The sequence below is a fragment of the Hymenobacter gummosus genome (genome assembly GCF_003970915.1).
Lineage (GTDB): Bacteria > Bacteroidota > Bacteroidia > Cytophagales > Hymenobacteraceae > Solirubrum > Solirubrum gummosum.
Map to the genome: position 1 here is coordinate 289,626 of NZ_RXOF01000005.1, position 22,244 is coordinate 311,869.

22 protein-coding genes are annotated in these 22,244 nt (G+C 63.0%); 10 read left to right on the forward strand and 12 right to left on the reverse strand.

The genetic code is table 11. From position 1 onward, the window contains the following. Positions 1-3 precede the first annotated feature (3 nt). A complete protein-coding gene (locus EJV47_RS11225; protein WP_126693247.1) occupies positions 4-249 on the reverse strand; it encodes a hypothetical protein in 246 nt (81 codons plus the stop codon). Between the two features lie 110 nt (positions 250-359). Between EJV47_RS11225 and EJV47_RS11230 the strand changes: the two genes are divergently transcribed. Then, positions 360-1,646 carry a hypothetical protein gene (locus tag EJV47_RS11230; protein ID WP_126693248.1) on the forward strand — a complete coding sequence of 429 codons (1,287 nt, stop codon included), beginning with the start codon at positions 360-362 and terminating at the stop codon, positions 1,644-1,646. Here EJV47_RS11230 and EJV47_RS11235 read toward each other — a convergent pair. The 11 genes from EJV47_RS11235 to EJV47_RS11285 all read right to left on the reverse strand — a co-directional run bounded on the left by EJV47_RS11235 (position 1,595) and on the right by EJV47_RS11285 (position 9,904). Further along, positions 1,595-2,749: a hypothetical protein gene (locus tag EJV47_RS11235; RefSeq protein WP_126693249.1), complete on the reverse strand. Its 1,155-nt coding sequence runs from the start codon at positions 2,747-2,749 to the stop codon at positions 1,595-1,597. The genes EJV47_RS11230 and EJV47_RS11235 overlap by 52 nt on opposite strands. A 292-nt stretch (positions 2,750-3,041) precedes the next feature. Further along, a complete protein-coding gene (locus tag EJV47_RS11240) occupies positions 3,042-3,221 on the reverse strand; it encodes a hypothetical protein (RefSeq protein ID WP_126693250.1) in 180 nt (59 codons plus the stop codon). Next, entirely contained in the window at positions 3,218-3,640 is a 423-nt protein-coding gene (locus tag EJV47_RS11245) for an ATPase (protein WP_243651112.1), read from the reverse strand. The genes EJV47_RS11240 and EJV47_RS11245 overlap by 4 nt, the downstream gene beginning before the upstream one ends. Before the next feature lie 147 nt (positions 3,641-3,787). Next, a complete protein-coding gene (locus EJV47_RS11250; protein ID WP_126693251.1) occupies positions 3,788-4,243 on the reverse strand; it encodes a PIN domain-containing protein in 456 nt (151 codons plus the stop codon). Then, on the reverse strand, positions 4,221-4,463 hold the full coding sequence (locus EJV47_RS11255) for a UPF0175 family protein (RefSeq protein WP_126693252.1): 243 nt from the start codon (positions 4,461-4,463) through the stop codon (positions 4,221-4,223). Before EJV47_RS11255 ends, EJV47_RS11250 begins: the two co-directional genes overlap by 23 nt. A 102-nt stretch (positions 4,464-4,565) precedes the next feature. Then, on the reverse strand, positions 4,566-5,024 hold the full coding sequence (locus EJV47_RS11260) for a PIN domain-containing protein (RefSeq protein WP_126693253.1): 459 nt from the start codon (positions 5,022-5,024) through the stop codon (positions 4,566-4,568). Beyond that, positions 5,017-5,244 carry a UPF0175 family protein gene (locus tag EJV47_RS11265; RefSeq protein ID WP_126693254.1) on the reverse strand — a complete coding sequence of 76 codons (228 nt, stop codon included), beginning with the start codon at positions 5,242-5,244 and terminating at the stop codon, positions 5,017-5,019. Before EJV47_RS11265 ends, EJV47_RS11260 begins: the two co-directional genes overlap by 8 nt. Before the next feature lie 118 nt (positions 5,245-5,362). Further along, the gene (locus EJV47_RS11270) at positions 5,363-5,761 is read right to left on the reverse strand and encodes a DUF559 domain-containing protein (protein WP_243651115.1); all 399 of its coding nucleotides are present in this window, start codon (positions 5,759-5,761) and stop codon (positions 5,363-5,365) included. 135 nt (positions 5,762-5,896) lie between these two features. Continuing rightward, on the reverse strand, positions 5,897-7,552 hold the full coding sequence (locus EJV47_RS11275; RefSeq protein WP_126693255.1) for an acyl-CoA carboxylase subunit beta: 1,656 nt from the start codon (positions 7,550-7,552) through the stop codon (positions 5,897-5,899). Positions 7,553-7,956: 404 nt separating this feature from the next. Continuing rightward, on the reverse strand, positions 7,957-8,988 hold the full coding sequence (locus tag EJV47_RS11280) for an MlaD family protein (RefSeq protein WP_165903709.1): 1,032 nt from the start codon (positions 8,986-8,988) through the stop codon (positions 7,957-7,959). An 82-nt stretch (positions 8,989-9,070) separates the two neighbouring features. Beyond that, a complete protein-coding gene (locus EJV47_RS11285) occupies positions 9,071-9,904 on the reverse strand; it encodes an N-acetylmuramoyl-L-alanine amidase family protein (protein WP_424321758.1) in 834 nt (277 codons plus the stop codon). A gap of 121 nt (positions 9,905-10,025) precedes the next feature. Between EJV47_RS11285 and EJV47_RS11290 the strand changes: the two genes are divergently transcribed. From EJV47_RS11290 to EJV47_RS28015, 9 genes are all read left to right on the forward strand, one after another. Continuing rightward, complete coding sequence (locus EJV47_RS11290) at positions 10,026-12,818, forward strand: putative LPS assembly protein LptD (RefSeq protein WP_126693257.1); 2,793 nt, start codon at positions 10,026-10,028, stop codon at positions 12,816-12,818. Positions 12,819-13,020: 202 nt separating this feature from the next. Beyond that, complete coding sequence (panB, locus tag EJV47_RS11295) at positions 13,021-13,836, forward strand: 3-methyl-2-oxobutanoate hydroxymethyltransferase (protein WP_126693258.1); 816 nt, start codon at positions 13,021-13,023, stop codon at positions 13,834-13,836. Positions 13,837-14,242: 406 nt separating this feature from the next. Continuing rightward, positions 14,243-14,959, forward strand: coding sequence for an RluA family pseudouridine synthase (locus EJV47_RS11300; protein ID WP_126693259.1), 717 nt, complete (start codon positions 14,243-14,245; stop codon positions 14,957-14,959). A gap of 221 nt (positions 14,960-15,180) precedes the next feature. Then, positions 15,181-15,948 carry an acyl-CoA desaturase gene (locus EJV47_RS11305; RefSeq protein ID WP_126693260.1) on the forward strand — a complete coding sequence of 256 codons (768 nt, stop codon included), beginning with the start codon at positions 15,181-15,183 and terminating at the stop codon, positions 15,946-15,948. A gap of 416 nt (positions 15,949-16,364) precedes the next feature. Beyond that, positions 16,365-16,907, forward strand: coding sequence for a 30S ribosomal protein S16 (locus tag EJV47_RS11310; RefSeq protein ID WP_126693261.1), 543 nt, complete (start codon positions 16,365-16,367; stop codon positions 16,905-16,907). A gap of 113 nt (positions 16,908-17,020) precedes the next feature. Then, positions 17,021-17,608, forward strand: coding sequence for a ribosome maturation factor RimM (gene rimM, locus EJV47_RS11315; protein ID WP_126693262.1), 588 nt, complete (start codon positions 17,021-17,023; stop codon positions 17,606-17,608). A gap of 63 nt (positions 17,609-17,671) precedes the next feature. Then, entirely contained in the window at positions 17,672-18,409 is a 738-nt protein-coding gene (gene trmD / locus EJV47_RS11320) for a tRNA (guanosine(37)-N1)-methyltransferase TrmD (RefSeq protein WP_126693263.1), read from the forward strand. 92 nt (positions 18,410-18,501) lie between these two features. Continuing rightward, positions 18,502-18,858, forward strand: a complete 357-nt coding sequence (gene rplS, locus EJV47_RS11325; RefSeq protein WP_126693264.1) for a 50S ribosomal protein L19 — start codon at positions 18,502-18,504, stop codon at positions 18,856-18,858. Positions 18,859-19,144: 286 nt separating this feature from the next. Further along, positions 19,145-22,138 (forward strand): M1 family metallopeptidase, encoded by a 2,994-nt coding sequence (locus EJV47_RS28015; RefSeq protein ID WP_165903710.1) that lies wholly within the window; start codon positions 19,145-19,147, stop codon positions 22,136-22,138. Positions 22,139-22,244: the final 106 nt, after the last annotated feature.

A 22,244-nucleotide genomic window follows, 5' to 3' on the forward strand; every position in this document is an offset into this window, starting at 1 on the left:
GCTTTAGAACGCGCCCTTGACCAGCCACCAGCCCAAACGCACCGGCAGCCACAGCACCCGAAACGGCAGCGCCCACAGCGGCCGAAAAAACGACTTCTTCGGCCCCGGGGCCTTGCGCGGCTTCTCTTTGGACTGCGCGCGGCCCCACAGGCCGTCCAAGGACTGGGTATTGTCGCGGTTGCGGGTGCCGCAGTGCTGGCAGGTGTCGCCGAAAAAAATGCCTTCCCGGCCGCAGCTTGTGCATTTCATGGGATTTGGGGGCTATGTGGTGAAGGCCCAAAAGTGCGCCGCGCCGGGCCGTGGGCGCAAAGGCCAAAAATTTCTTTTTTTGGCAGCTGAACCAGTTCCCGCTATCCGCCGTGCCCCATCTGCCCACCCCCCTGCACACCGCCCTGCGCGAGGCCGTGGCCGCCCGCTTCGGGCAGCCGCTCCGCTACCCTAGCCACTGCGACGCGCTGGAGCAGCAGCTTCAGCGCACCGCCGCCACCGGCGGGCGGCGGCTCAGCCCCAGCACGCTGCGCCGGTTTTTCGGGTTGGTGCACAAGCAGGGCGGCTACCACCTGCACACCCTCGATACGCTGGCCCGGTACACGGGCCACGCCGATTTTGCCGCCTTCGGGCGGGCCGTGGCGGCCCTGGCTGCCGCGCCGCCCGCGCCCACGGCCGCCGCGCCCGACATCCCCGAACTGCTAGGAATGGCGCAGCTGGCTTACCCCGAGCGACTGCTGCTGGGCTACTTTCTGGGGCGCGTCACGCGGCCGGCTGCGCCCACCGGTCCGGCGGCGCCCCTGGCCCTGCGCCTGGCCGCCCACCCCGCCGGGCAGGAGTTTTTCGTGGAGTCGTTCGTGGACCTGGCCTCGCTCAACGGCGCTTACGGTGAGTTGCTGCGCGAATACCTGCGGCACAAGCCCACGCCCGAGGCCCAGCTGTTTGGGCACTGCACGCTGTTTCTGGGCGAGTTTCTAGGCGGCGACGAGCCCGCCTGGCGTCAGCGGCTGAAGCAGCTGCTGGCGCTACCCTGCGCCCCAGGCCTGCACGCCTTTCCGCAGGGCCGCCGCGCCTTCGCCCAGCTTGTGGCGGCCTGGTACGACGCCCCCGACCAGCCGCTGCCCGCCGCCCTGCTGGCCCAGGTGGAGCAGCAGGCGGCGCAGCTGCCGCCGGTGCCATCCGCCCCTGCCTTGCCGGCCTTCTACAACCAGTTTCCGGCCGGCTATCATTTTCTGGTCGCCGAGGCGCTGTTTCTCGCCGGCCAATACCCCGCGCTTGGGCGCTGGCTCTTGCTGACTGAGGCTGCCGTACCCGAGGCGTTGCAGCTGGAGCACAACGTGTACACCGAGTTGTTGCGGGCCTTCGACGCGGTGGCCCGGTGCCGCACCGGCCAGCCCGCCACGCGCCCGCCCGGCCTGGCTGCCCTCTTCGCGCTCGATACCCACGCCTGGCTGCTCGATTACTACCAAGTGCACCTGTGGCTGGTGGAGCTGCACTTCGCCCCCGACGCCTCAACTGCCGCCGCGTGGCAGGCGCGGGTGGCCGATTTTGCGCAGCGGCACCACATGCCGTTTTTCGCGCGGGTGGCGCGGGCTATACCACCGCCTTACCACAGCGGCATCAGCAGCGGCCCGGGGCCCGGCTTGGGAATCTTGTAGGTTTTCAGGAAGGCCTTGAGGGCCCGGGGGTCGTGCTCGAAGGCCAGCACCTCGGCCGCCAGCTGCCGGATTTTGGCTTCGAGCTGGCTTTTCTGCTGCTCAAAGTCGCGCTCCAGGGCGGCGGGTGCCGCGCCGAAGTAGTAGGTGCGCCCGGTGAAGTTGCTCAGCTCCATCTGCTCCTCGTAGAGCTGGGCTTCCAGCTCCCGGGCCTGGTCGCGCAGCAGCTGGTTGTAGTAGCGCAGCTGGGCTTCGGCCAGGTTTTCGAGGTGGTCCTGGTCGAGGCGGTTCAGCTCCAGCTGCAGGCGCAGCAAAGTCAGCAGCTCGCCGGCTTCGTATGCGGTGGTCACGCGCTGGAGCAGCTCGGTTTTGCGGGCTTTCTCGGCCTCGTCCCGCTCCCGGTCGGGGTGCAGGTGCTTTACCAGGTCCAGGTACAGGGTGCGCACGGCCTGGGTCACGCTCTTGGCTTCGGCCTTCTTCTTTTCCTCGGCGGCCTGCTGCTTCGGGCTTTTCTTGCGCCGGGCCCGGCGCTCGGCCGCTGCGGCTTCCTGGCGCTGGTACTCGGCTTCCTCCGCGTCGAGCTGCTGCTGCACGTAGTCGCGGAACTTCTCGGGCGTGCTCACGTCGGCTGCGGGGTCGAAGCGGATGCCGTACTGCAGCTCGTAGAGGGTTTTCATCATGGTGGCCGTCTGCTGGTCCAGCGCCGCCTCTTCCTGCTCGCTCAGCGGCGGCGGGGCGTAGCGCTCAATGATGGGTTGCAGCTCGGGGTGGCCGCGCCCGGGCAGGTCGGCGCAGGCGTGGGCGATGAGGTCCTCGATTTTGCCGCGCTCGGTTTTGGTGAGCTTGTGCTGCTGGTAGGCGTGGTCGAGCACCCGCACCAGCCGGGCCCGCTCGTCGTTGTGCCTCTGCTGCAAGGGGCGGTACTCGGCTTGCATGCGCTGGCGCAGCCGGGTAGCGGCCGCGCGAAACGCGTGCACCTCGGTTTCCAGCTTGGCAATGCGCTTGGTGAGCCGGTTAAAGGCTTTTTGCTCCTTGGAAAGATCGGCGCTGCCGGGGGCCGCAATGCGGATCAGCTGCGGCGAGGCCGCCGCGGTTTTCTTGGCCATAGGAAGAGGGGCGTGACAACCAACCGGCGGGCAAGATACGGCCCGCTTGGGTTTTGGCCGCTCCAGCCCGCGCCCACGCCCCGGCAGTACCCCACCCGAAAAAAAATAATCGGGTGGGGTACTGCCCCCGGCCTGTGCGCAAGCGTAACCTGCGAGCAACGCCCAGTTCACATTGCGCCCGGACCTATGCCGGCGAGTAAGGTGCTACGCTTCGGGTGGGTGGCACCGCGCTAGAAGGCAAAACGCCCCGGCTGGGTGGCCGGGGCGTTTTGCGTCTTGGGGCTTGGCGGGCTTATGCCACGGGCCGGGCCGGCGGCAGGTCGTCCGGCGACACGGCCAACACCTGCCCGTTGCGCGAAATAATGACGGGCGTCTGCTTGTAGCGCTTAAAGGCCAGCATGGCTTCGTAGGCCAGCACGAGGCCCTTATCCAGCTGACGGCTGATGTGCGCGGCCTGCTCTTCCTTGGTCATTGGTAGTGCGCAGTTAGTTGCTGCCAAATTACTACGTCAACTACTTCTTCGTGTGCCGGGTTTCCTTCAGCTATTTTCTGAGGCTTGCCCGGCGAATTATCCAGCAACACCCAGCTGTCAACGGCCGTGCGGTATTGCTTAAAAAACTGCCGCAATCCGCCTTCGTACCGCCGCCGAATGGTCGGCTCCGGGATGTGGTGCCCGCCTTCCCGTACCCGCGTCCGCACCCGCTGTACGGCTGCCTCCGGCGAATCAAGCCAGAAAAAGAACAAGCTGACGTAGTAGCCCTGCGCCTGGGCCTGCCGGATGAAGGGCAGATAGAGGCGCGTGGCCAGCGTGGTTTCCAGCGCAAAGCTCTCCCCCGCCGCCAGCAGCTCCCGCAGCCGCGTGAGCATCAGCCGGCCCGCCTGCACGCTCACCGTCCCAGGCTGAAACGGCGAGAGGCCCCGCGCTATTTCGTCGAAACGAACTCGTGGCAGTCGAGCAGCGCGGGCAGCAGGGCGTAGGCGGCGGTGATTTTGCCCGCGCCATTGCAGCCGGCCAGGAGGTAGAGGCGCCTCATAGATTTATTCCCCCGCCTGCTTCAGCACGAGCTGCACCAATTGGTTACTCAGGCGAAAATTGGTGGTGCCAATGGCATCCAATAACGGCTTGATGGCCCCGATGAGGCCGCTGCTCTTGGCCCGAAGCAAAATGCCCAATGTGCCGACAACGGGCAGATGCAGCCGGAAGGCTACCTGCCGACCGCGCCGCTCGTCCATGATTAACAAGCAGTCCGACTGCTCCAATGCCAGGGCAATGGCGCTGGCTTCGCCCCGGTCCAGGGTCAAGGACAGCAGTTGCAGTTGCGAAGCATCTTGGTTGACTTTTACCGCTGCCCATTCGGGGAGCGGCAGCCCGTACTCGGCCGCCACGATGTCCGTGACGGTGATGCGACCGAAAAGCCGGGGCAGCAGCTCAAGCGCGCCAATTTTTTCCAGCAGGATCAGGCAACTGGCATCAGCGATGATAACGGGCGGCATTCTGTACGTCGCTTAGCAGCTCTTCTTCGGTCAGGTCGAACACGGCCACGCCGTAGTCTGCCAGCAGCTCCATAAAGGTGCGCTTGCTGTAGCCGGCCAGCTCGGCGGCTTGGCCGAGCGTGAGCTTGCCTTGCTCGTATAGGCGCGTGGCCAGCAGCATAGCCGCCTCCCGGGCGCTGAGGTCGAGTGAATCAGGGATGTTGATAGTCAGGGTTTTCATTGCGTTAAGATACGTAGTTCTACCCCCCAAAACCGGGCAGCAGGGCGTAGGCGGTGGTTTTGCCCGCGCCATTGCAGCCGGCCAAGAGGTAGAAGTGCTTGGTCATAGCTCCCCGGCCAGCTTCAGCACCTGCGTTTCCAGCTCCGCCGACAGCCGAAAATTGGTTTGCCGGATGCGGGCCAGCAGGGGCTTGACAGCCGGAATAACTCCGCGCTGCTTGGCTTTCAGCAACACCCCCAGGATGCCGGTAATCTGAATCCGTAGCTGCTCAGCAACGCGCCGGGCGCGTCGGTCATCCAGAATCAGCGTGCAATTAGCCTTCTCCAGCGCCAACGCTATAGCACTTGATTCGCCCGCGTCCAGCTGCGTAGCAAGCAGCTGTTGCCGGTATTGGTCACGGGCCGCCTCCACCGCTATCCACGCTGGCAAGGGCTTTCCATATTCAGCTGCCACTGTTGGTGTTGTCCAGACGCGGCCGTACAGTCGCTGCAACAGGTCTAATTCGCCGATGTTGGTCAGCAGAATCAGGCAGCTGGTGTCAGAAATAACCAGCTCAGGCATTGGCCATGTCCCGCGCCAGGTCGTCGGGCGAATGGTTGATGACCGACACACCGTAGTCTGCCAGCAATTCCATAAAGGTGCGCTTGCTGTAGCCGGCCAGCTCGGCGGCTTGGCCGAGCGTGAGCTTGCCTTGCTCGTATAGGCGCGTGGCCAGCAGCATAGCCGCCTCCCGGGCGCTGAGGTCCAGTGAGTCGGGAATGGTGAGGGTCAGGGTTTTCATGTCTTTAAGATACGTAGTTCTACCCCCCAAAGCCGGGCAGTAGGGCGTAAGCGGCAGGTTTGCCTGCGCCGTTGCAACTGGTCAGAAAGTAGATGTATTGCTCGCTTCCGTTAAACTTTCAATTCCGACGTTTCGAGAAGTTATTGCTCCGATTGACATTAAGCATATCAACTAGGTAATCCGCTGTTTCATCTAGCAACTTGTCGTTACGTACTAAAGAATTAGGAATTCGTATTGTCAAATAACCTCTAAGAAATGAATAGTAAGTTCTCTTTAAGTCCGAAAGGGCTTGTTTAGCATCGCGGTTATGATGTATCCCATCAACTTCAATATTGACCTTTGCTTCAGGTACGGAAATATCTATATGCTTGTACCCATCGAACTGTTCTAGCTTAGCAGGAACGCCCCTTTCTTTCAGCGCGAAATATAAACGCATAGATTCTTCTGTCGACTGCAACTCCATACGCTTGGCATATTCTTGATGCGGCATACAAAGCGGTACACCAAAGTTTTCCATTGAGTAACCTGCTACCCCGAATGAAATAACACATCCGCATTCCAAGCAATTATTCATCTGACTTTCAGTTTTGATTTTAGTATCTCAAAAAGAAAAAGAGACAACCGATGGCCCCCTTCTGTGAATTTTATTTCTTCACACCTGAATCACCCCCACATTGTACGCCTTCTCAATCGGCGCGTGGTTGGCCATGCTGATGCCTTCCGAAATTAGCTTGCGCGTCTGCAGCGGGTCGATGATGGCGTCGACCCAGAGGCGGGCGGCGGCGTAGTAGGGCGAGAGCTGCTCGTCGTAGCGGGCTTTGATTTTGTCGAACATTTCCTTTTTGGCCTCCTCGGTGAGCTTGTCGCCCTTGGCTTCGGCGGCGGCTACTTGGATCTGCAGCAGCGTATTGGCCGCGGCGGCCCCGCTCATCACCGCCAGCTGGGCCGTGGGCCAGGCCACGATGAGGCGCGGGTCGTAGGCCTTGCCGCACATGGCGTAGTTGCCGGCCCCGTAGGAGTTGCCGATGATGACCGAGAACTTCGGCACCACGGAGTTGGACATGGCGTTGACCATCTTCGCCCCGTCCTTGATGATGCCGCCGTGCTCCGACTGCGAGCCGACCATGAAGCCCGACACGTCGTGCAGAAACACCAGCGGGATGCGCTTCTGGTTGCAGTTCATGATAAAGCGCGCGGCCTTGTCGGCCGAGTCGGAGTAGATAACGCCGCCCATCTGCATGGCGCCCTTCTTGGTCTTAACGATTTTGCGCTGGTTGGCCACGATGCCCACCGCCCAGCCGTCGATGCGGGCCAGCCCGCAAATCAGGCTCTGCCCGTACAGGTCCTTGTAGGGCTCAAACTCCGAGTTGTCCACGAGCCGCAGGATGATATCCATCATGTCGTAGGGCTTCACGCGGTCGGCGGGCAGCAGGCCTAGGATTTCCTTTTCATCCAGGGCCGGGGCCTGCGGGGCCTTGCGCGAGAAGCCGGCCGTGGGCTGGGCGCCGAGCTTGTCGAAGATGTTGCGGATGTGGTCCAGGCACTCCTCGTCGTTCTTGAACTTGTAGTCCGTCACGCCCGAAATTTCCGAGTGCGTGGTAGCCCCGCCCAGCGTCTCGTTGTCGATGGATTCGCCGATGGCCGACTTCACCAGGTAGGAGCCCGCCAGAAACACCGAGCCCGTGCCGTCCACAATCATGGCCTCGTCGGACATAATCGGCAGGTAGGCTCCGCCGGCCACGCACGGGCCCATGATGGCCGCCAGCTGCACGATGCCCATGCTGCTCATCACCGCGTTGTTGCGGAAGATGCGGCCGAAGTGCTCCTTGTCGGGGAAGATTTCGTCCTGCATGGGCAGATACACCCCCGCCGAATCGACCAGGTAGATAATCGGCAGGCGGTTTTCGATGCTGATTTCCTGGGCGCGCAGGTTTTTCTTGGCCGTAATCGGAAACCAGGCCCCGGCCTTCACCGTGGCGTCGTTGGCCACGATGACGCACTGCCGGCCCTGCACGTAGCCGATAACCACCACCACGCCACCCGAGGGGCAGCCGCCTTCCTCGCGGTACATACCCTCGCCCGCGAAGGCGCCGATTTCGACGGTTTCCGAACCCTTGTCGATGAGGTAGTCAATCCGCTCCCGGGCCGTGAGCTTGCCCTTGGCCTTGTGGGCGGCAATGCGCTTTTCGCCCCCGCCGAGCCGCACCTTTTCCAGGCGCTTCTGCAGCTGGAAGTTCAGCTGCTTGATGCTGTCTTCGTTTTTGTTGAATTCGAGGTCCTGGCGGGTGGGAGCTGCGGGCTGATTCACGGGAATGATGGAGCGTTGGGGAGACGAAATACCCGCCTGCGCGGGCCATTTCCAAAGGTACAGGATTTAACGCATCAGCCTAACGAGTGTTAGGTTACAGTATCAGCAGGGCAAAAAAAGCCCGTCATCCTGAGCAGAGCGAAGGACCTACCTCGCACCCTGCACCAACTGAGAAGCGCAGCCACCAATGCCCCGATGTTAGTGGCTGTGCTTTAATCATTCTGGCTGATTGGCGTTGGGGCATTGTTGTCAGCGGCGGTGCAGGGTTTGAGGCAGGTCCTTCGCTCTGCTCAGGATGACGGGCTGTTATACCACAGACGTGCTGGTACAGCACAGACATCCTGGTATAGCACAAAAAAGCCCGCGTCTTTCGACGCGGGCTTTCGATTTAAGCCAAGCAAAGATTAGGGCCGCACGGCCGTATCCACGGGGGCAGCGGGCTGCTGGGTCACGGTTTTGGTTTCGCGGGTGCGGGTGCCGTCGGGCTTTACTTCCGTCTCGATTTTCTTTTTCTCCTTGCCCCCGCCGCCGAACACCGAGAAGTGCACGTAGCGCTTGGGGTTGGCTTTGAGGTCCACCAGCAGGGCGTTGGCCGAGGCCGAAGTGGCGTTCAGGTTGGTGTAGAGCGAGTCGTCGTTGAGCAGCTTGCCCAGGGAGCCTTTCGTCGAGTTCAGCTGCTGGTTCAGGCCCTTGATGGTGGCCTGCGTCTGGGCCACGGCGGTGTTCATGTCGCGCACGGTTTTGGCCAGCGGGGCGCGCTTGAGCGTGTCCGTAATCAGGGCCAGGTTGGAGGCTACCGCGTCGAACTTGCGCTCCGTCACGGCTAGGTCGGCGCTGAGGCGGGCCATGTTGGAGGTAATCTGGTTGATGTTGCGCTGGTTGGCCACCAGCAGGTTGCGCAGCGCCTCGGTGGTGGCCTGCGAGTTCAGCAGGGTCTGCTGCAGGCTAAGGCGGGCTTCCTTGCTCAGGAACTGATTGACTTTGAGCAGCGTGGAGTCGACGGTACCGAGTACGGGCAGGGCCTTGGCCTGGAAGGCGTCGGTGATGCTGGCGGCGTGGTAGGAGCGGATTTCCTCGCCGCCACCAAAAATCTTGGTGTTGCGGCCTTGCAGCAGGGTAATGGTTTTGGAGCCCAGCAGGGAGCCGCTCAGGCTGGCCACCGTGGAGTCACCAACTTCCACGCGCTTCTCAATTTCGAGGGACACGCGAATCCGGTTGCCGCGGTCGGAGGCCAGCTCCAAGTTCTTGACCTGACCCACCTTCACGCCGTTGAACATCACGGGCGCGCCGGAGTTCAGCCCGTCCACGTTGTCGTAGACGGTGTAGAAGGTGCGGTCAGAGGAAAACAGGTTGCTGCCTTTCAGGAATCGAAAGCCAACAAACAACGCCACCAGGGCTACAACGGCCAGCAGGGCAACTTTGGCTTCTTTGGACACGGGGAGGACGGCGAGAAAGACGAGGGAGGATAAAGACGAAGCAGGGCGCAACGGCGGCGCAAGATAACCGGGCGGCGCGCAGTTAGTCGGCGGCGCTGCTGGCTTCCAGATCCTGCTTGTACTTGCGGAACGCGCGGTAGATGCCCGAAGCCATATACGACTGCCCGGCTTTATCGTTCAAATACTGCTCCTCGCCCGGGTTGGTGAGGAAGCCGACTTCAATCAGCGCCGAGGGCATGGTGGATTTCCACAGGACCAGAAAGCCGGCCTGCTTTACCCCGCGCGAGGGCCGCCCCACCGAGGTGCGAAACTCGTGGTCGACCTTAGCAGCGAAGCGCAGGGAGTTGTCGATGTGGGCACTCTGGTAGAGCGAAAACAGGATGTGCGACTGGGGGGAGCTGGGGTCGAAGCCGGCGTACCGCTCCTTGTAGTTGTCTTCCTGCAGGATAACGGCGTTTTCGCGCTTGGCCACGGCCAGGTTGGCCTCGGTCTTGTGCGCCCCCATCGTCCAGACCTCGGTGCCGCGGGCGGCGGCGGGCCCGGCGTTGCAGTGGACGGAGATAAACAGGTCGGCGCTGTGTTTGTTGGCAATGCCGGCGCGGTCGGCCAGCTCCACGAACACGTCGGTTTTGCGGGTGTACACCACTTTCACCTCGGGCATTTCCTCCTCGATGAGGCGGCCCAGCTCCAGCACGATTTTCAGGGCCACGGCCGCTTCGCGGGCTCCGTCGGGCCCGGCGCAGCCCTTGTCCTTGCCGCCGTGGCCGGCGTCGAGCACCACGGTGCGCAGGCGGTAGGCGCCCGGCGCGGCCGGGCGGGCGGGGTGGGCACTGGAGTCGGGCTGCTGGGCCGGGCTGCGGGCCGGCCCGAGAAGCAGGGCGAGCAGTCCGGCGCCGAGAAGGACAATATTCCGCACGGAGTTCGTTAGATGGGGCGGCTACCCGCTATTTTTGCACTCTTAGCCACAAAATAACGCAATTCTGCTCTTCGTGACCTTTTCCGCGGCGCATATTCAAATCGTATGCCGCAGCGGGCGGATGCCGCGCTATCTACGCCGCGTCCTCCTGCTGGTTTTGTGCGGCCTGTGGGCAAGCCTGGCTTCGGCCCAGCAGCGCCCCGCCCCGCCCCGGCAGCCCCTGCCCCCGGGCGCCGCCCGCCCCGACACGGCCCGCACCGGCGCCGACTCCCTGCGCGTGGGCGTGGGCGGCCGGCGCAAGGGCGACGTGGAAACCACCGTGAAGTACCAGGCCAAGGACTCCATCCGCTTCAACGTGCAGGAGAAAAAGGCCATTCTCTACAACAAGGCCAGCGTCAACTACGGCGAGATGGACCTGAAAGCCGGCGTTATCACCGTCGACTACAGCCAGAACGTGCTGACGGCCGAGGGCCTGGCCGACTCCACCGGCAAGGTGCGCGACAAGCCCGTATTTAAGGACGCGGCCGAAACCTACCAGGCCGGGCGCATTGCCTACAACTTTAAGAGCAAGAAGGGCAAGATTTCGGAGGCCATTACCCAGCAGGGCGAGGGCTACATCCACGCGGCGGTGGTGAAGAAAAACCAGTACAACGAAATCTACGGGCAGAACGGGCGCTACACCACCTGCAACCTGGAGCACCCGCACTTTTTCATCAACGCCTCGAAGATGAAGGTGGTGCCGCGCAAAAACGTGGTAACCGGCCCCTTCAACCTCGTCATCGGCGACATTCCCACGCCGCTGGGCTTTTTGTTCGGCTACTTCCCCACCCCGGGCAAGAGCCGCGCCTCGGGCCTGATTATTCCCACCTTCGGGCAGGCCATCGACCGGGGCTTCTACCTCTCCAACGGCGGCTACTACTTCGCCATCAACGAGTACATGGGCCTGCGCACCACCGGCAGCGTGTACTCCGGCTCGGGCGACGCCTTCGGGGGCTGGACGGCCCAGGCCGACCTCACCTACCGCAAGCGCTACAGCTACGACGGCCGCCTCGACTTCAGCTACTCGCGCCGCCCGGCCACGGCCCTGCAGCGCACCGGCGACCTGAGCGCCAACAATAACAACAACCGCACTTTTAAGCCGCGCACCTTCTGGCTGTCGTGGAGCCATACGCCCACGCCGCGGCCGGGCGGGGGCCGCTTTTCGGCCAACGTGCGCACGGGTAGCCCGGAGTTCAACCAGCAGACCACCACCGACGTGCGCAACTACCTCACGCCGGCCTTCAGCTCCTCCATCAGCTACCAGAAGCAGCTGCGCAACCTGCCCATCAACTATTCGGTGCAGATGACGCAGGACATCAACACCATCACCAAAGCCGTGAACCTGACCCTGCCCGACGTGACGGTGGGTGTGCAGCGGCAGAACGTGAACAGCCTGTTTGGCCTGCCCACGCGCGGGCTGTGGTACGAGCAGTTTGCGGTGGACTACACCTTTACCGGCCAGAACCGCCTGAGCAACCTGGAGCCCGTGCGCACGCTGAGCACCGGCATTCCGCTGATCGGCGGCAGCCTCACCTCGCGCACCGTTCCCATCACCACCCGCAACCTGGGCGTGCTGCTGCGCAATGCCCAGACCAACCTGCAGCACCGCTTCGGCATCTCGCTGGGCAACTACACCGTGCTGCGCCACCTCTCGCTGGCTCCGTCGATTTCCTACGGCGAGTCGTGGTTTCTCAAGCGCCTGAACTACCGCTACGTGCCGGAAGCCCAGGCCATCCGCATCGACACCGTTTCGGGCTTTTACCGGGTGGCCAACGTGTCGGGCGGCGCTTCGCTCTCGACCAACCTGTACGGCACCGTCAACTTCGGCCGGGACAAGAAAATCCAGGCCATCCGCCACCGCGCGGCGCCCAGCCTAAGCGTCTCGGCCTCGCCTAATAACTACTCGAATCCCAACTTCTATCAGGCCCCGTACGGCGACCCGCGGAACACCGTCTTCGGAAACAATACGAGCATCCTGACGACAACCGGGGACCCGTACGAAGCCTTACAATTTTCGCGTTTCCAGGGCTTTGCGGGCACGGGGCCGGGCGGTGGGCCGGTGGGCCAGGTCAGCTTCAGCCTGCAGAACCAGGTGGAAATGAAGGTGCGCAACAACCAGGATACCACCGGCAACGAGCCCACGAAGAAGGTCAGCCTGATTGACGGCTTAGACCTCAGCACCGGCTATAACTTCTTTGCTGATGGATTCAACCTGGCCCCGCTGAGCACCAACTTCCGCACCCAGGTAGCCAAGAAGCTGAACATCAACGTCACGGCCGGCTTCAGCTTCTACCAGCGCGACTCCAGCGGCACGCTCATCGACCAGTACCTCTGGGAGCAGTCCAAGCCCCGGCTGATGCGCCTCGACCAGGCCTCGGCCAACCTCACCTACCAGTTCGACAGCAACCAGCGCCCGGGGCAGTCGGCCAACCGCAACCAGCGCGTGGCCCTGCCCAACGACCCGGTGCTGGGCAACCCCAACCAGCCCGACTCCTACGCCGACTACCTGGACTTCTCGATTCCGTGGACGCTGAGCGCCACGCTCGGCGCCCTGTACCAGGACCCCGGCCCGCGCCCCGGCCGCGGCACGCTCTACACGCGGCCCCGCTCCTGGACCACCGTGGCCATGAACATCAGCGGCGAAATCAAGCTGACCGATAAGATGCGCATCGGCTACTCCTCGGGCTACGACTTCGTCAACCAGCAGATTACGCTGACCCAGATCAATTTCTACCGCGACCTGCACTGCTGGCAGATTACCGGCTCCTGGATGCCCACCGGCCAGATTCAGGGCTTCAACGTGACCATCGGCGCCAAATCGGCCCTGCTGCAGGATCTAAAGCTGAACCGCAACCGCACCTTCCTGAACCGGTAGGGTTTGGGGTCTTGGGAGCTTGGGTTGTTCTGGGGAGGCAGGGCTGAGAAGCGTGTTGGAATAGGAAAGGCGCCTGGAACGGGCCTGCCGGAACTGGTTAAAAGAAAATCGGCAGCTTTGCGTCCTCACCACGGGGAGCGAAGCTGCCGATTTTTTTCGGCCCAAGCCCCCAAGACCCTAAGCTCCCAAGACCCCAAACCCCATGTCGCAGCACAAGGAAATCAAACGCGTGACCACGCACCAGCTGCTGGCCATGAAGCAGCGCGGCGAGAAAATCTCGATGCTCACCGCCTATGACTACTCGATGGCCAAAATCCTGGACGGGGCGGGCATCGACGTGCTGCTCGTCGGCGACTCGGCCTCCAACGTCATGGCCGGGCACGAAACCACGCTGCCCATCACCCTCGACCAGATGATTTACCACGCCGCCTCGGTGGTGCGGGCCGTCGGCCGGGCCTTTGTGGTGGTGGATATGCCCTTCGGCTCTTACCAGGGCAACTCCTCGGAGGCCCTGCGCTCGGCCATTCGCATCATGAAGGAATCGGGCGCGCACGGCGTGAAGCTGGAGGGCGGCGCCGAAATCAAGGAAGGCATTACCCGCATTCTGGCCGCGGGCATCCCGATTATGGGCCATTTGGGCCTGACCCCGCAGAGCATCTACAAGTTCGGCACCTACACCGTGCGGGCCAAGGAAGAAGCCGAAGCCCAGAAGCTCATTGAGGACGCCAAGCTGCTGGAGGAGCTGGGCTGCTTTGCCCTGGTGCTCGAAAAAATTCCCTCGGCCCTGGCCAAGCAGGTGGCCGAGCAGCTCACCATCCCGGTTATCGGTATCGGCGCCGGGCCGGAGGTCGATGGGCAGGTGCTGGTGGTGCACGACATGCTGGGCATCACCCAGGAGTTCAAGCCCCGCTTTTTGCGCCGCTACGCCGAGCTGGGCGACATCATGCACCAGGCCGTCACGCAGTACGTCGACGACGTGAAAAGCCGCAGCTTCCCCAACGAGAAGGAAGCGTATTAAGCAAAAGCCCCGTCGGATTGGGTGGATGCTAATCGTCCCGGGCGCTGCCACGACTTCAAGGCGCGGCAGCACTACGTTTGAGCCACACCTTCTCCCCTGCCCTCGTCTGCCGCCCGGTTTTGCGGCGGGTTCACCGACGGTTTGGCCATGGGATTCCGCCCGAAAAAATACCCGTGCCCCGGCCTAACCAAGTCGGGGCACGGCTGTTATAGGGCTGCGGCGAAGCCCTTTGGGGCTGGCACCAGGGCCACCCGGGCAATGCATATCCGAACTCTGTCGTTTATTTGCAGTTACCGTTGGTCGGCGCGTCACCCGGCTCCCCCTTGTGGAGCGTGCGTCTGTGGCTGTGAGTTGACTTATTCCGGGCCCGCCCCGCCAACGTCTTTACCTTTTCCGGATTCCAGTAGTGAATAGACCCGCCATCTGGTCGGAGCAGAAAGAAATTCTGTTCGAAGACAACCACCTGCTCATCGTCAACAAAACCGCCGGCACCCTGGTGCAGGCCGACGAAACCCGCGACGAGCCGCTGTCGGTGAAAGCCGCCGAGTACCTGCGCCTGAAGTACAAAAAGCCCGGCAACGCCTTTATCGGCGTGTGCCACCGCATCGACCGGCCCGTGTCGGGCATCGTGGTGCTGGCCAAAACCAGCAAGGCCCTGAGCCGGCTGAACGAGATGTTCCGCGACAACCACATGCACAAAACCTACTGGGCGCTGGTGGGCAAGGCCCCGCAGGTAATGGAGGGCACGCTGGTGCACTGGCTGGTAAAAGACCCCATGCGCAACGTCACCAAGGCTTACCCGCAGAAGCACCAGCAGGGCCAGCGCGCCGAGCTGAATTACAAAGTGCTGGGCCAGGTGGGGCACCGCTACCTGCTCGAAGTCAATCCCATTACCGGCCGCCCGCACCAGATTCGGGTGCAACTGAGCACCGGCCTGGGCACGCCCATCACCGGCGACGTGAAGTACGGCGCCATGGCCCCGCTGCCCGACCTGAGCATTGCCCTGCACGCTCGCCGGCTGCAGTTTAAGCACCCCGTCACCCACCAGGAAATGGACATCGTGGCCCCGCTGCCCGACGCCGAAGTGTGGGACCCGATTCGCAGCGGCGAGCTGGTGCAGTGAATTATTTCGTGAGTTAGCGGCTTAGTGAATTGTTCTGCCCGCGCGGCAGCCAGCGGCCACTCACTAAGTCACCAACTCGCTAAATCACCGCTCGTCCGGCTGACGAATGTCATTGCCTGCCCGCGGGCTGCCGTGCTAGGTTTGCGCGGCTTCTTCGAACCAAACAGCCCCAAACGCGTTTAGGCGTCAAGGCTTTACCTCTTTTCCTTCTTTCCTGCCTCATGCCGATCCTGCTGTTTTTCGTCGGGCACTGGTACCTGTCGCTGTTCGTGCAGACGTTCTACCTGCACCGCTACGCGGCCCACAAGATGTACACCATGAACCGGTTCTGGGAGCGGTTCTTCTTCCTGCTGACTTACCTGGCGCAGGGCTCCTCCTACCTTTCGCCCCGGGCCTACGCGCTGCTGCACCGCATGCACCACGCCTACTCCGATACGGACAAGGACCCGCATAGCCCCCACTTCTCGTCGAATGCCTTCACGATGATGTGGAAGACGAAAAACATCTACAACTCGGTGCTCAACGACGAGTACGAGCTGGCCAAGCGCTTCGAGGGCGACTACCCCACCTGGAACGCGCTGGAGCGCATCGGCGACCATTGGATGTCGCGCATTGGCTGGGGCGCGGCCTACGTGGGCTTCTACGTGGCCTTCGTGCCGGCTACCATGTGGTACCTGTACCTGCTGCTGCCCTTCCACTTCCTGATGGGCCCGGTGCACGGCGCCATCGTGAACTGGAGCGGCCACAAGTACGGCTACCAGAACTTCGACAACAACGACAAGTCGCGCAACTCCTTGTTCTTCGACTTTTTGACCGGCGGCGAGCTGTTTCAGAACAACCACCACAAGCTGCCCATGCGCGTCAACTTCGGCGTGAAGTGGTGGGAGCTGGACCCGACCTACCCCGTCATCTGGACGCTGGACAAGTTGAGCGTCATCAAAATCAAGCGCGAGAAATCGGCCAAGGAGCCGGTGCCGCTGGCCGCCTAGGCTCCATCAGCCCAGATTCAAAAGCCGCTTCGGGAAACCGGAGCGGCTTTTTTGTTGGTCGCTGGGATGGAAAAAGAACGTCATCCTGAGCCAAAGGCGAAGGACCTTCCTCCCACCCCGCACCGCCGCTGATGCCATCGTGTAGACGCTTTTTAGCAACAGCTTTTGTGGAGAAGTACAGTACCCATGGCCCAGACTACTGGGCGCCGGTGGCTGCGTTTTACAATTGGTGCGGGGTGAGGGGAAGGTCCTTGGCTGCGCCTTCCTCCGGTTCGCTCTGCTCAGGATGACGGGATGGTTCGTTTTTCAACAAATGTTTACGCTCAGAATTAGAGTAATACTTTAATTCCCTACCTTTGCAGCCCAAATCTTTTTTCATCCGACGCACGAGTTGCGTCACCTAACCGACACGGTTTATGGCAGTTAAAATCCGCCTCGCCCGCCGCGGCCGCAAAAAGGCCGCTATGTACGACATCGTAGTAGCTGACTCGCGCAGCCCGCGCGACGGCCGCTTCATCGAGAAGCTCGGCACCTACAACCCGCTGACCAACCCCGCCACCATCAACTTCGACGCCGACAAGGCTTTCGAGTGGCTGATGAAGGGCGCCCAGCCCACCGACACCGTACGCGCTATGCTCTCGTACCGCGGCGTGCTGTACCGCAAGCACCTGCAGCTCGGCGTTATCAAAGGCGCCATCGGCCAGGACGTAGCCGACCAGCGCTTCCAGCAGTGGACCGAGGAGAAGAACGCCAAGATTGAAGGCAAGCGCACCAACGTGGGCGCCGCGAAGGAAGAAGCGCGCAAGCAGCAGCTGGCCGCCGAAACCAAAGTGCGCGAAGCCCGCGCCGAGGCGCTGCGTCAGAAGCAGGCTGCCGCCGCCGCTGCCAACGCTCCGGCTGCTGAAGAAGCTCCCGAGGCTGCCGAAGCTCCGGCCGAAAGCACCGAGGAAAACGCCTAAGCCTACCATAGTTTAGGAGTTTCAGAGGGTAGGAGTTTAGGAGTTGCTTTCGGGCGGCTCCTGAACTCCTACACTTTTTACCTCCTACCCCCATACCCTCATACCCTGCCAACATGACCCTTGACGAAAGCTACGAACTGGGCTACGTGGTGAAAACCCACGGCCTGCGCGGGCAGATGGTGGCCGAGCTGGACGTGGACGACGTGCAGGAATACCTCGACCTGGAAGAGGTATTTGTGGAGCGGCCCGTGGGCTCCGGCAAGCTGTTCCGCTTTGAGGTGGAGCGCGTAACGGCCCAGGCGGGCACCCGCGTGCTGCTCAAGCTCAAAAACGTGGAGCGCATCGAGGACGCCGAGCTGTTCCGGGGCTTGAAGCTCTACCGCCCCCTGGCCGAGCTGCCCGAGCTGGACGACGACCAGTTTTACTTCCACGACGTTATCGGCTACAATGTGGTCGATACGAACCTGGGCAAGCTGGGCACCGTGGAGGCCTTCTACGAGTTGCCCGAGCAGGACTTGCTGGCCATGCGCTACCAGGGCCAGGAGGTACTCATTCCGGTGGTCGACGAGCTGGTGCAGCACGCCGACGAGGACAGCCGGGAGCTGTACGTGACCCTGCCCGAAGGCCTGCTCGACGTGTACCTCAACCCCGGCGCCCCGGACGCCGACGACGAGGCGGAGGCCCAAGCCAGCCGGGAATAGCCGCACAGTCGCCGACGCCGCTACCGTTCAACGAAACGCGAAGTGCACCTTCGCGCTACTGCCATGCGCTTCGACATCATCACCTGCCAGCCCGAGTTGCTCGTCAGCCCCTTCGCGCATTCCATCGTGAAGCGGGCCCAGGACAAGGGGCTGGCCGAAATTCACCTGCACGATTTGCGCCAGTTTGCCATCAACAAGCACGGGCAAATCGATGACTACGCCTTCGGGGGTGGCGCCGGCATGGTGCTGCGCCCCGAGCCCATTGCCGCCTGCATCGACGGGCTGCGGGCCGAGCGCCCGTACGACGCCATCATCTACCTCACCCCGGACGGACCCACGTTTCGGCAGGCGGCGGCCAACCGGCTGTCCTTGCTGCAAAACGTGATTCTGCTCTGCGGCCATTACAAGGGCGTGGATGAGCGCATCCGCGAAGAGTACGTGACCGAGGAAATCAGCATCGGGGACTTCGTGCTCAGCGGGGGCGAACTGGGCGCGGCCGTGGTGGTGGACGCCGTGGTGCGCCTGCTGCCCGGGGTGCTGGGCAACGAGGAATCGGCTTTGAGCGACTCGTTTCAGGACAACCTGCTGGCCCCGCCGGTGTACACGCGGCCGGCGGAGTGGCGCGGGCGCGCGGTGCCAGCCATCCTCATGTCGGGCGATACGCCTAAAGTGGAGGACTGGCGGCACGAGCAAGCCCTGCAGCGTACCCAGCAGCGCCGCCCCGATTTGTTGGCCGATATGCCCCAGGAAGCGTTTGAGGAGCCGCGTAAGCCGCGTCGCCGGAAAAAACCTAACGCTTAGTGTTGTAGCCCGGCCGAAACTCACTATATTTGCGCCTCCTTACCGAAACCACTTGGGCGGCGGCGCCGCCTTTTCTAGATTTTTTTGCTGTCATGAGCCAACTTCTCGACCTCATCAACCAGGAAGCCAAAGAGCGCCGCGCCAGCTTCCCGGACTTCGCACCCGGTGATACGATCAACGTACACGTGAAAATCCGCGAAGGCAACAAGGAGCGCGTTCAGCAGTTCCAGGGCGTGGTAATCCAGCGCCGGAACGCCGGTACCAACGGTGAAACCTTCACCGTGCGCAAAGTATCGAACCAGATCGGTACCGAGCGTATCTTCCCCATCATCTCGCCCAACCTCGACAAGATCGAGCTGATCCGTCGCGGTAAAGTGCGTCGCGCCCGCCTGTTCTACCTGCGCGGCCTCTCGGGCAAGCAGGCTCGCATCAAAGAGAAGCGCGCCTAAGGCTTCCCGCCTCCAAGCTCAGACCGGGCCTCTACCCTCGCGGTGGAGGCCCGGTTTTTTGTTTGCGGACCAACCATTCGACGACCAAAAAAGAACGTCGTGTCGAGCTTGCCGAGACATATCGCGTGCTGATGGCCGATAGTAACCTCTCCTCGAGCAACGAGCAGAATACTATCAAGCGAGATGTCTCGACTTCGCTCGACACGACGTTCTTTGTTGGTCGTTCGATTAGCAAACCCCAATCGGCCCCGAACACGTAATTTCGGCGCGCCATTGTGCTTCTCTTATGCAAAAAATCTTACCCAGCCTCGCGCTGGCCATGCTGCCACTGGCGGCGCTTGCCCAGAACAACCGCCCGTATTGGCAGCAGGAAGTCAACTACTCCATCGACGTGACCCTCGACGACCAGCAGCACGTGCTGACCGGCCGCGAGGAAATGCAGTACGTCAACAACTCGCCCGACGCGCTGCCCTTTATCTGGATTCACCTCTGGCCCAACGCCTACAAGGACAACTCCTCGGCCTTTGCCCGCCAGCAGCGCGAGCAGGGCAAGCGCAAGTTTGAGTTTGCCAAGCCTGCCCAGCGCGGCTACATCGACCAGCTCGACTTCCGCGTGGAGGGCCAGGTGGTCAAGCTCGACTACGACCCGCAGAACCCCGACATTGCCAAGCTCACCCTGCCCCAGCCCCTGCAGCCGGGCCAGCGCGTGACCATCACCACGCCCTTCCGGGTGAAGCTGCCCGATTCCTTCTCGCGCATGGGCCACGTGGGGCAGAGCTACCAGATCAGCCAGTGGTACCCCAAGCCCGCCGTGTACGACCGCGGCGGCTGGCACCCCATGCCCTACCTCGACCAGGGCGAGTTCTACTCGGAGTTCGGCTCCTTCGACGTGCGCATCACCCTGCCCGACAACTACGTGGTGGGCGCCACCGGCGAGCTGCAGAACCCCGACGAGCGGGCCCGCCTCGACCAGCTGGCCGCTACCGCCGCCGGCAAGGACGCCAAGGCCTTCGGTTCCGACGTGAGCTTTCCGCAGTCGGCCGCCACGACCAAGACCCTGCGCTACACCCAGGACCGCGTGCACGACTTCGCCTGGTTTGCCGATAAGCGCTTCAACGTGCTCAAGGACACCGTGCAGCTGCCCGGCTCGGGGCGCGTGGTGACCAGCTGGCTGATGTTTACCAACCGCAACGCCGCGGACTGGCTCAAACGCCGCAACGACATCAAGCACGCCCTGCGCGGCTACTCCCGCTGGGTGGGCGAATACCCCTACTCCAGCGCTACCGCCGTTGATGGGGCCCTGAGCGCCGGCTCGGGCATGGAGTACCCCATGGTGACGGTAACCGAGCCGTTTGCCATCATTCACGAGGTCGGCCACAACTGGTTTTACGGTATTCTGGCCTCCAACGAGCGGGAATACCCTTGGCTGGACGAAGGCGTGAACAGCTACGTAGAAGCCCGCGTGTCGGAGGCTTCCGGCGAGGAGCTGACCGACCCGATTGCCAAAGCCACCACCTCGCCCCTGGCCGCCAAAACCTTCGATTTGCAGGGCGTGCCGCCCTACGCCGCCTCGCAGCTGCAGTGGCAGGCCCCGGCCAGCCGCGGCTACGACCAGGCCGTGGCCGGCGTGCCCGCCGCCAAGTACGGCTCCTACAACTACGGCGCCATCGTGTACGTGAAAACGGCCGGGCTGCTGCGCTACCTGGCCGCCTACCTGGGTCAGGACAAATTCGACCAGGGCATGCGCCTGTACTTCGACCGGTGGAAGTTCCGTCACCCGGGGCCAGCCGATTTTCAGGCCGCCATGGAGGAGGCCAGCGGGCAGAAGCTCGACTGGTTTTTCCGGCAGATGATGGGCAGCCCCGCGCGCTACAACGCCACCGTGTCGGATCTGCTCCTGGCCGACCAGCAGGTGAAGGTGCTGGTGCGCAACGAGTCCGACGCGCCCTGGTCGGTGCCGGTGTCCACCGTCGACGCCACGGGCAAGGTGCTGGAAACCCAGTGGACGCCCGTGTTCGGTGGCCGCGAAGCCGAGGATAAGTCGGAAACCGAGGACACCGACGTCACCCAGCTCAACTTCCGCCGCACGCCCGAGGTAGCCGCCGTGGTGGTGGATGCCCAGTACCTCACGCCCCAGCTCAACCGCCGCGACGACCGGCGCCGCCTCTCGGGTGCCTTCCCGACGCTGGAAAAAGTGCGCCTGCGCCCCCTGGCTGGGCTGGAACGCTGGGATAGAAGCGCCTTCTATTGGCTGCCGGTGCTCGGGGCCAACACCTACGACAAGTTCATGCTCGGGGCGGCCTTCTACAACAACCCGCTGGTGCAGAACAAGCTGAGCTACCTGGCCATGCCCATGTTCAGCTTCAACCGTCGGGATTTGAAGGGCATCGGGCAGCTGAGCCTGAACGCGCTGCCCACCGGCCGCCTGCTGCAGCGCGTCACGACGAGCTTCCAGGTCATGCGCTTCGAGCGGTTTACCAAGCTGGAGCCAAGCGTGACGCTGGAATTCCGCCGCCCGCGTCCGGCCGGCCCCCAGCAGCAGCTGCAGCTGGCCTACACCATCGTGCGCTCCAACGACGCGTTTTCCGATAATATCATTCCCTCCTTGAGCTACGAGCTGCGGGCGGGCGACGCCGTGCAGCAGTACGGCGCCGAGGCCGAGCTGAACACCTTCAGCCCGCGCAACGCCGGCACCAGCTACGACTCGCCGGTACTGGCCCGCCTCGCCCTGCACTACCAGCGCTACTACCAGCAGAACAAGAGCGTGCGCGTGCGCCTGTTCGGGGGCCGGTTCTTCCAGCAGTCGGCCCCCGGCGAGGTGCGCTACGTGATGGGCTTGAGCGGCAGCCCCGACTACCGCCGCCAGACGGTGTTCCTCGACCGCCAGCAGATTTCGGATACCTGGACGGCCCAGCAGCACCAGACCGACAACCGCGACGGGGCCTTCAAGGCCTACATTCCGGTGGCGGCCACCAAGTGGCTGACCACGCTCAACCTCGAAGCCGACCTGCCGGTGGTGCCCTTGCAGCTTTTTGCCGACTTTGGGGCCACCGACCAGCGCCAGCTGCTGCCCGGCGGCCGCAACCAGCGCCTGTACTACGACGCCGGCGTGGCTCTGCCGCTGTTTGGCGAAGGGTTTACCCTGTACTTCCCCGTGGCCGGCTCGCAGTACCTCGACGGACTGCCCGCCAGCCGCAAGAACTTTACCGACAACATCCGCTTTGTGCTCAACCTGCAAAAAGCCAACCCGCTCAAACTCATCGACCAGGTGCTGCGCTAGGGCCCTGGCCCGCCGCATTTCCCTGGCAGCGCTGGCAGCTGGTCTGACGACCGGCTGCCAGCCGCGTTTTGACGAGCTGCCTACCTACTCGGCCGAGCGCCACCTG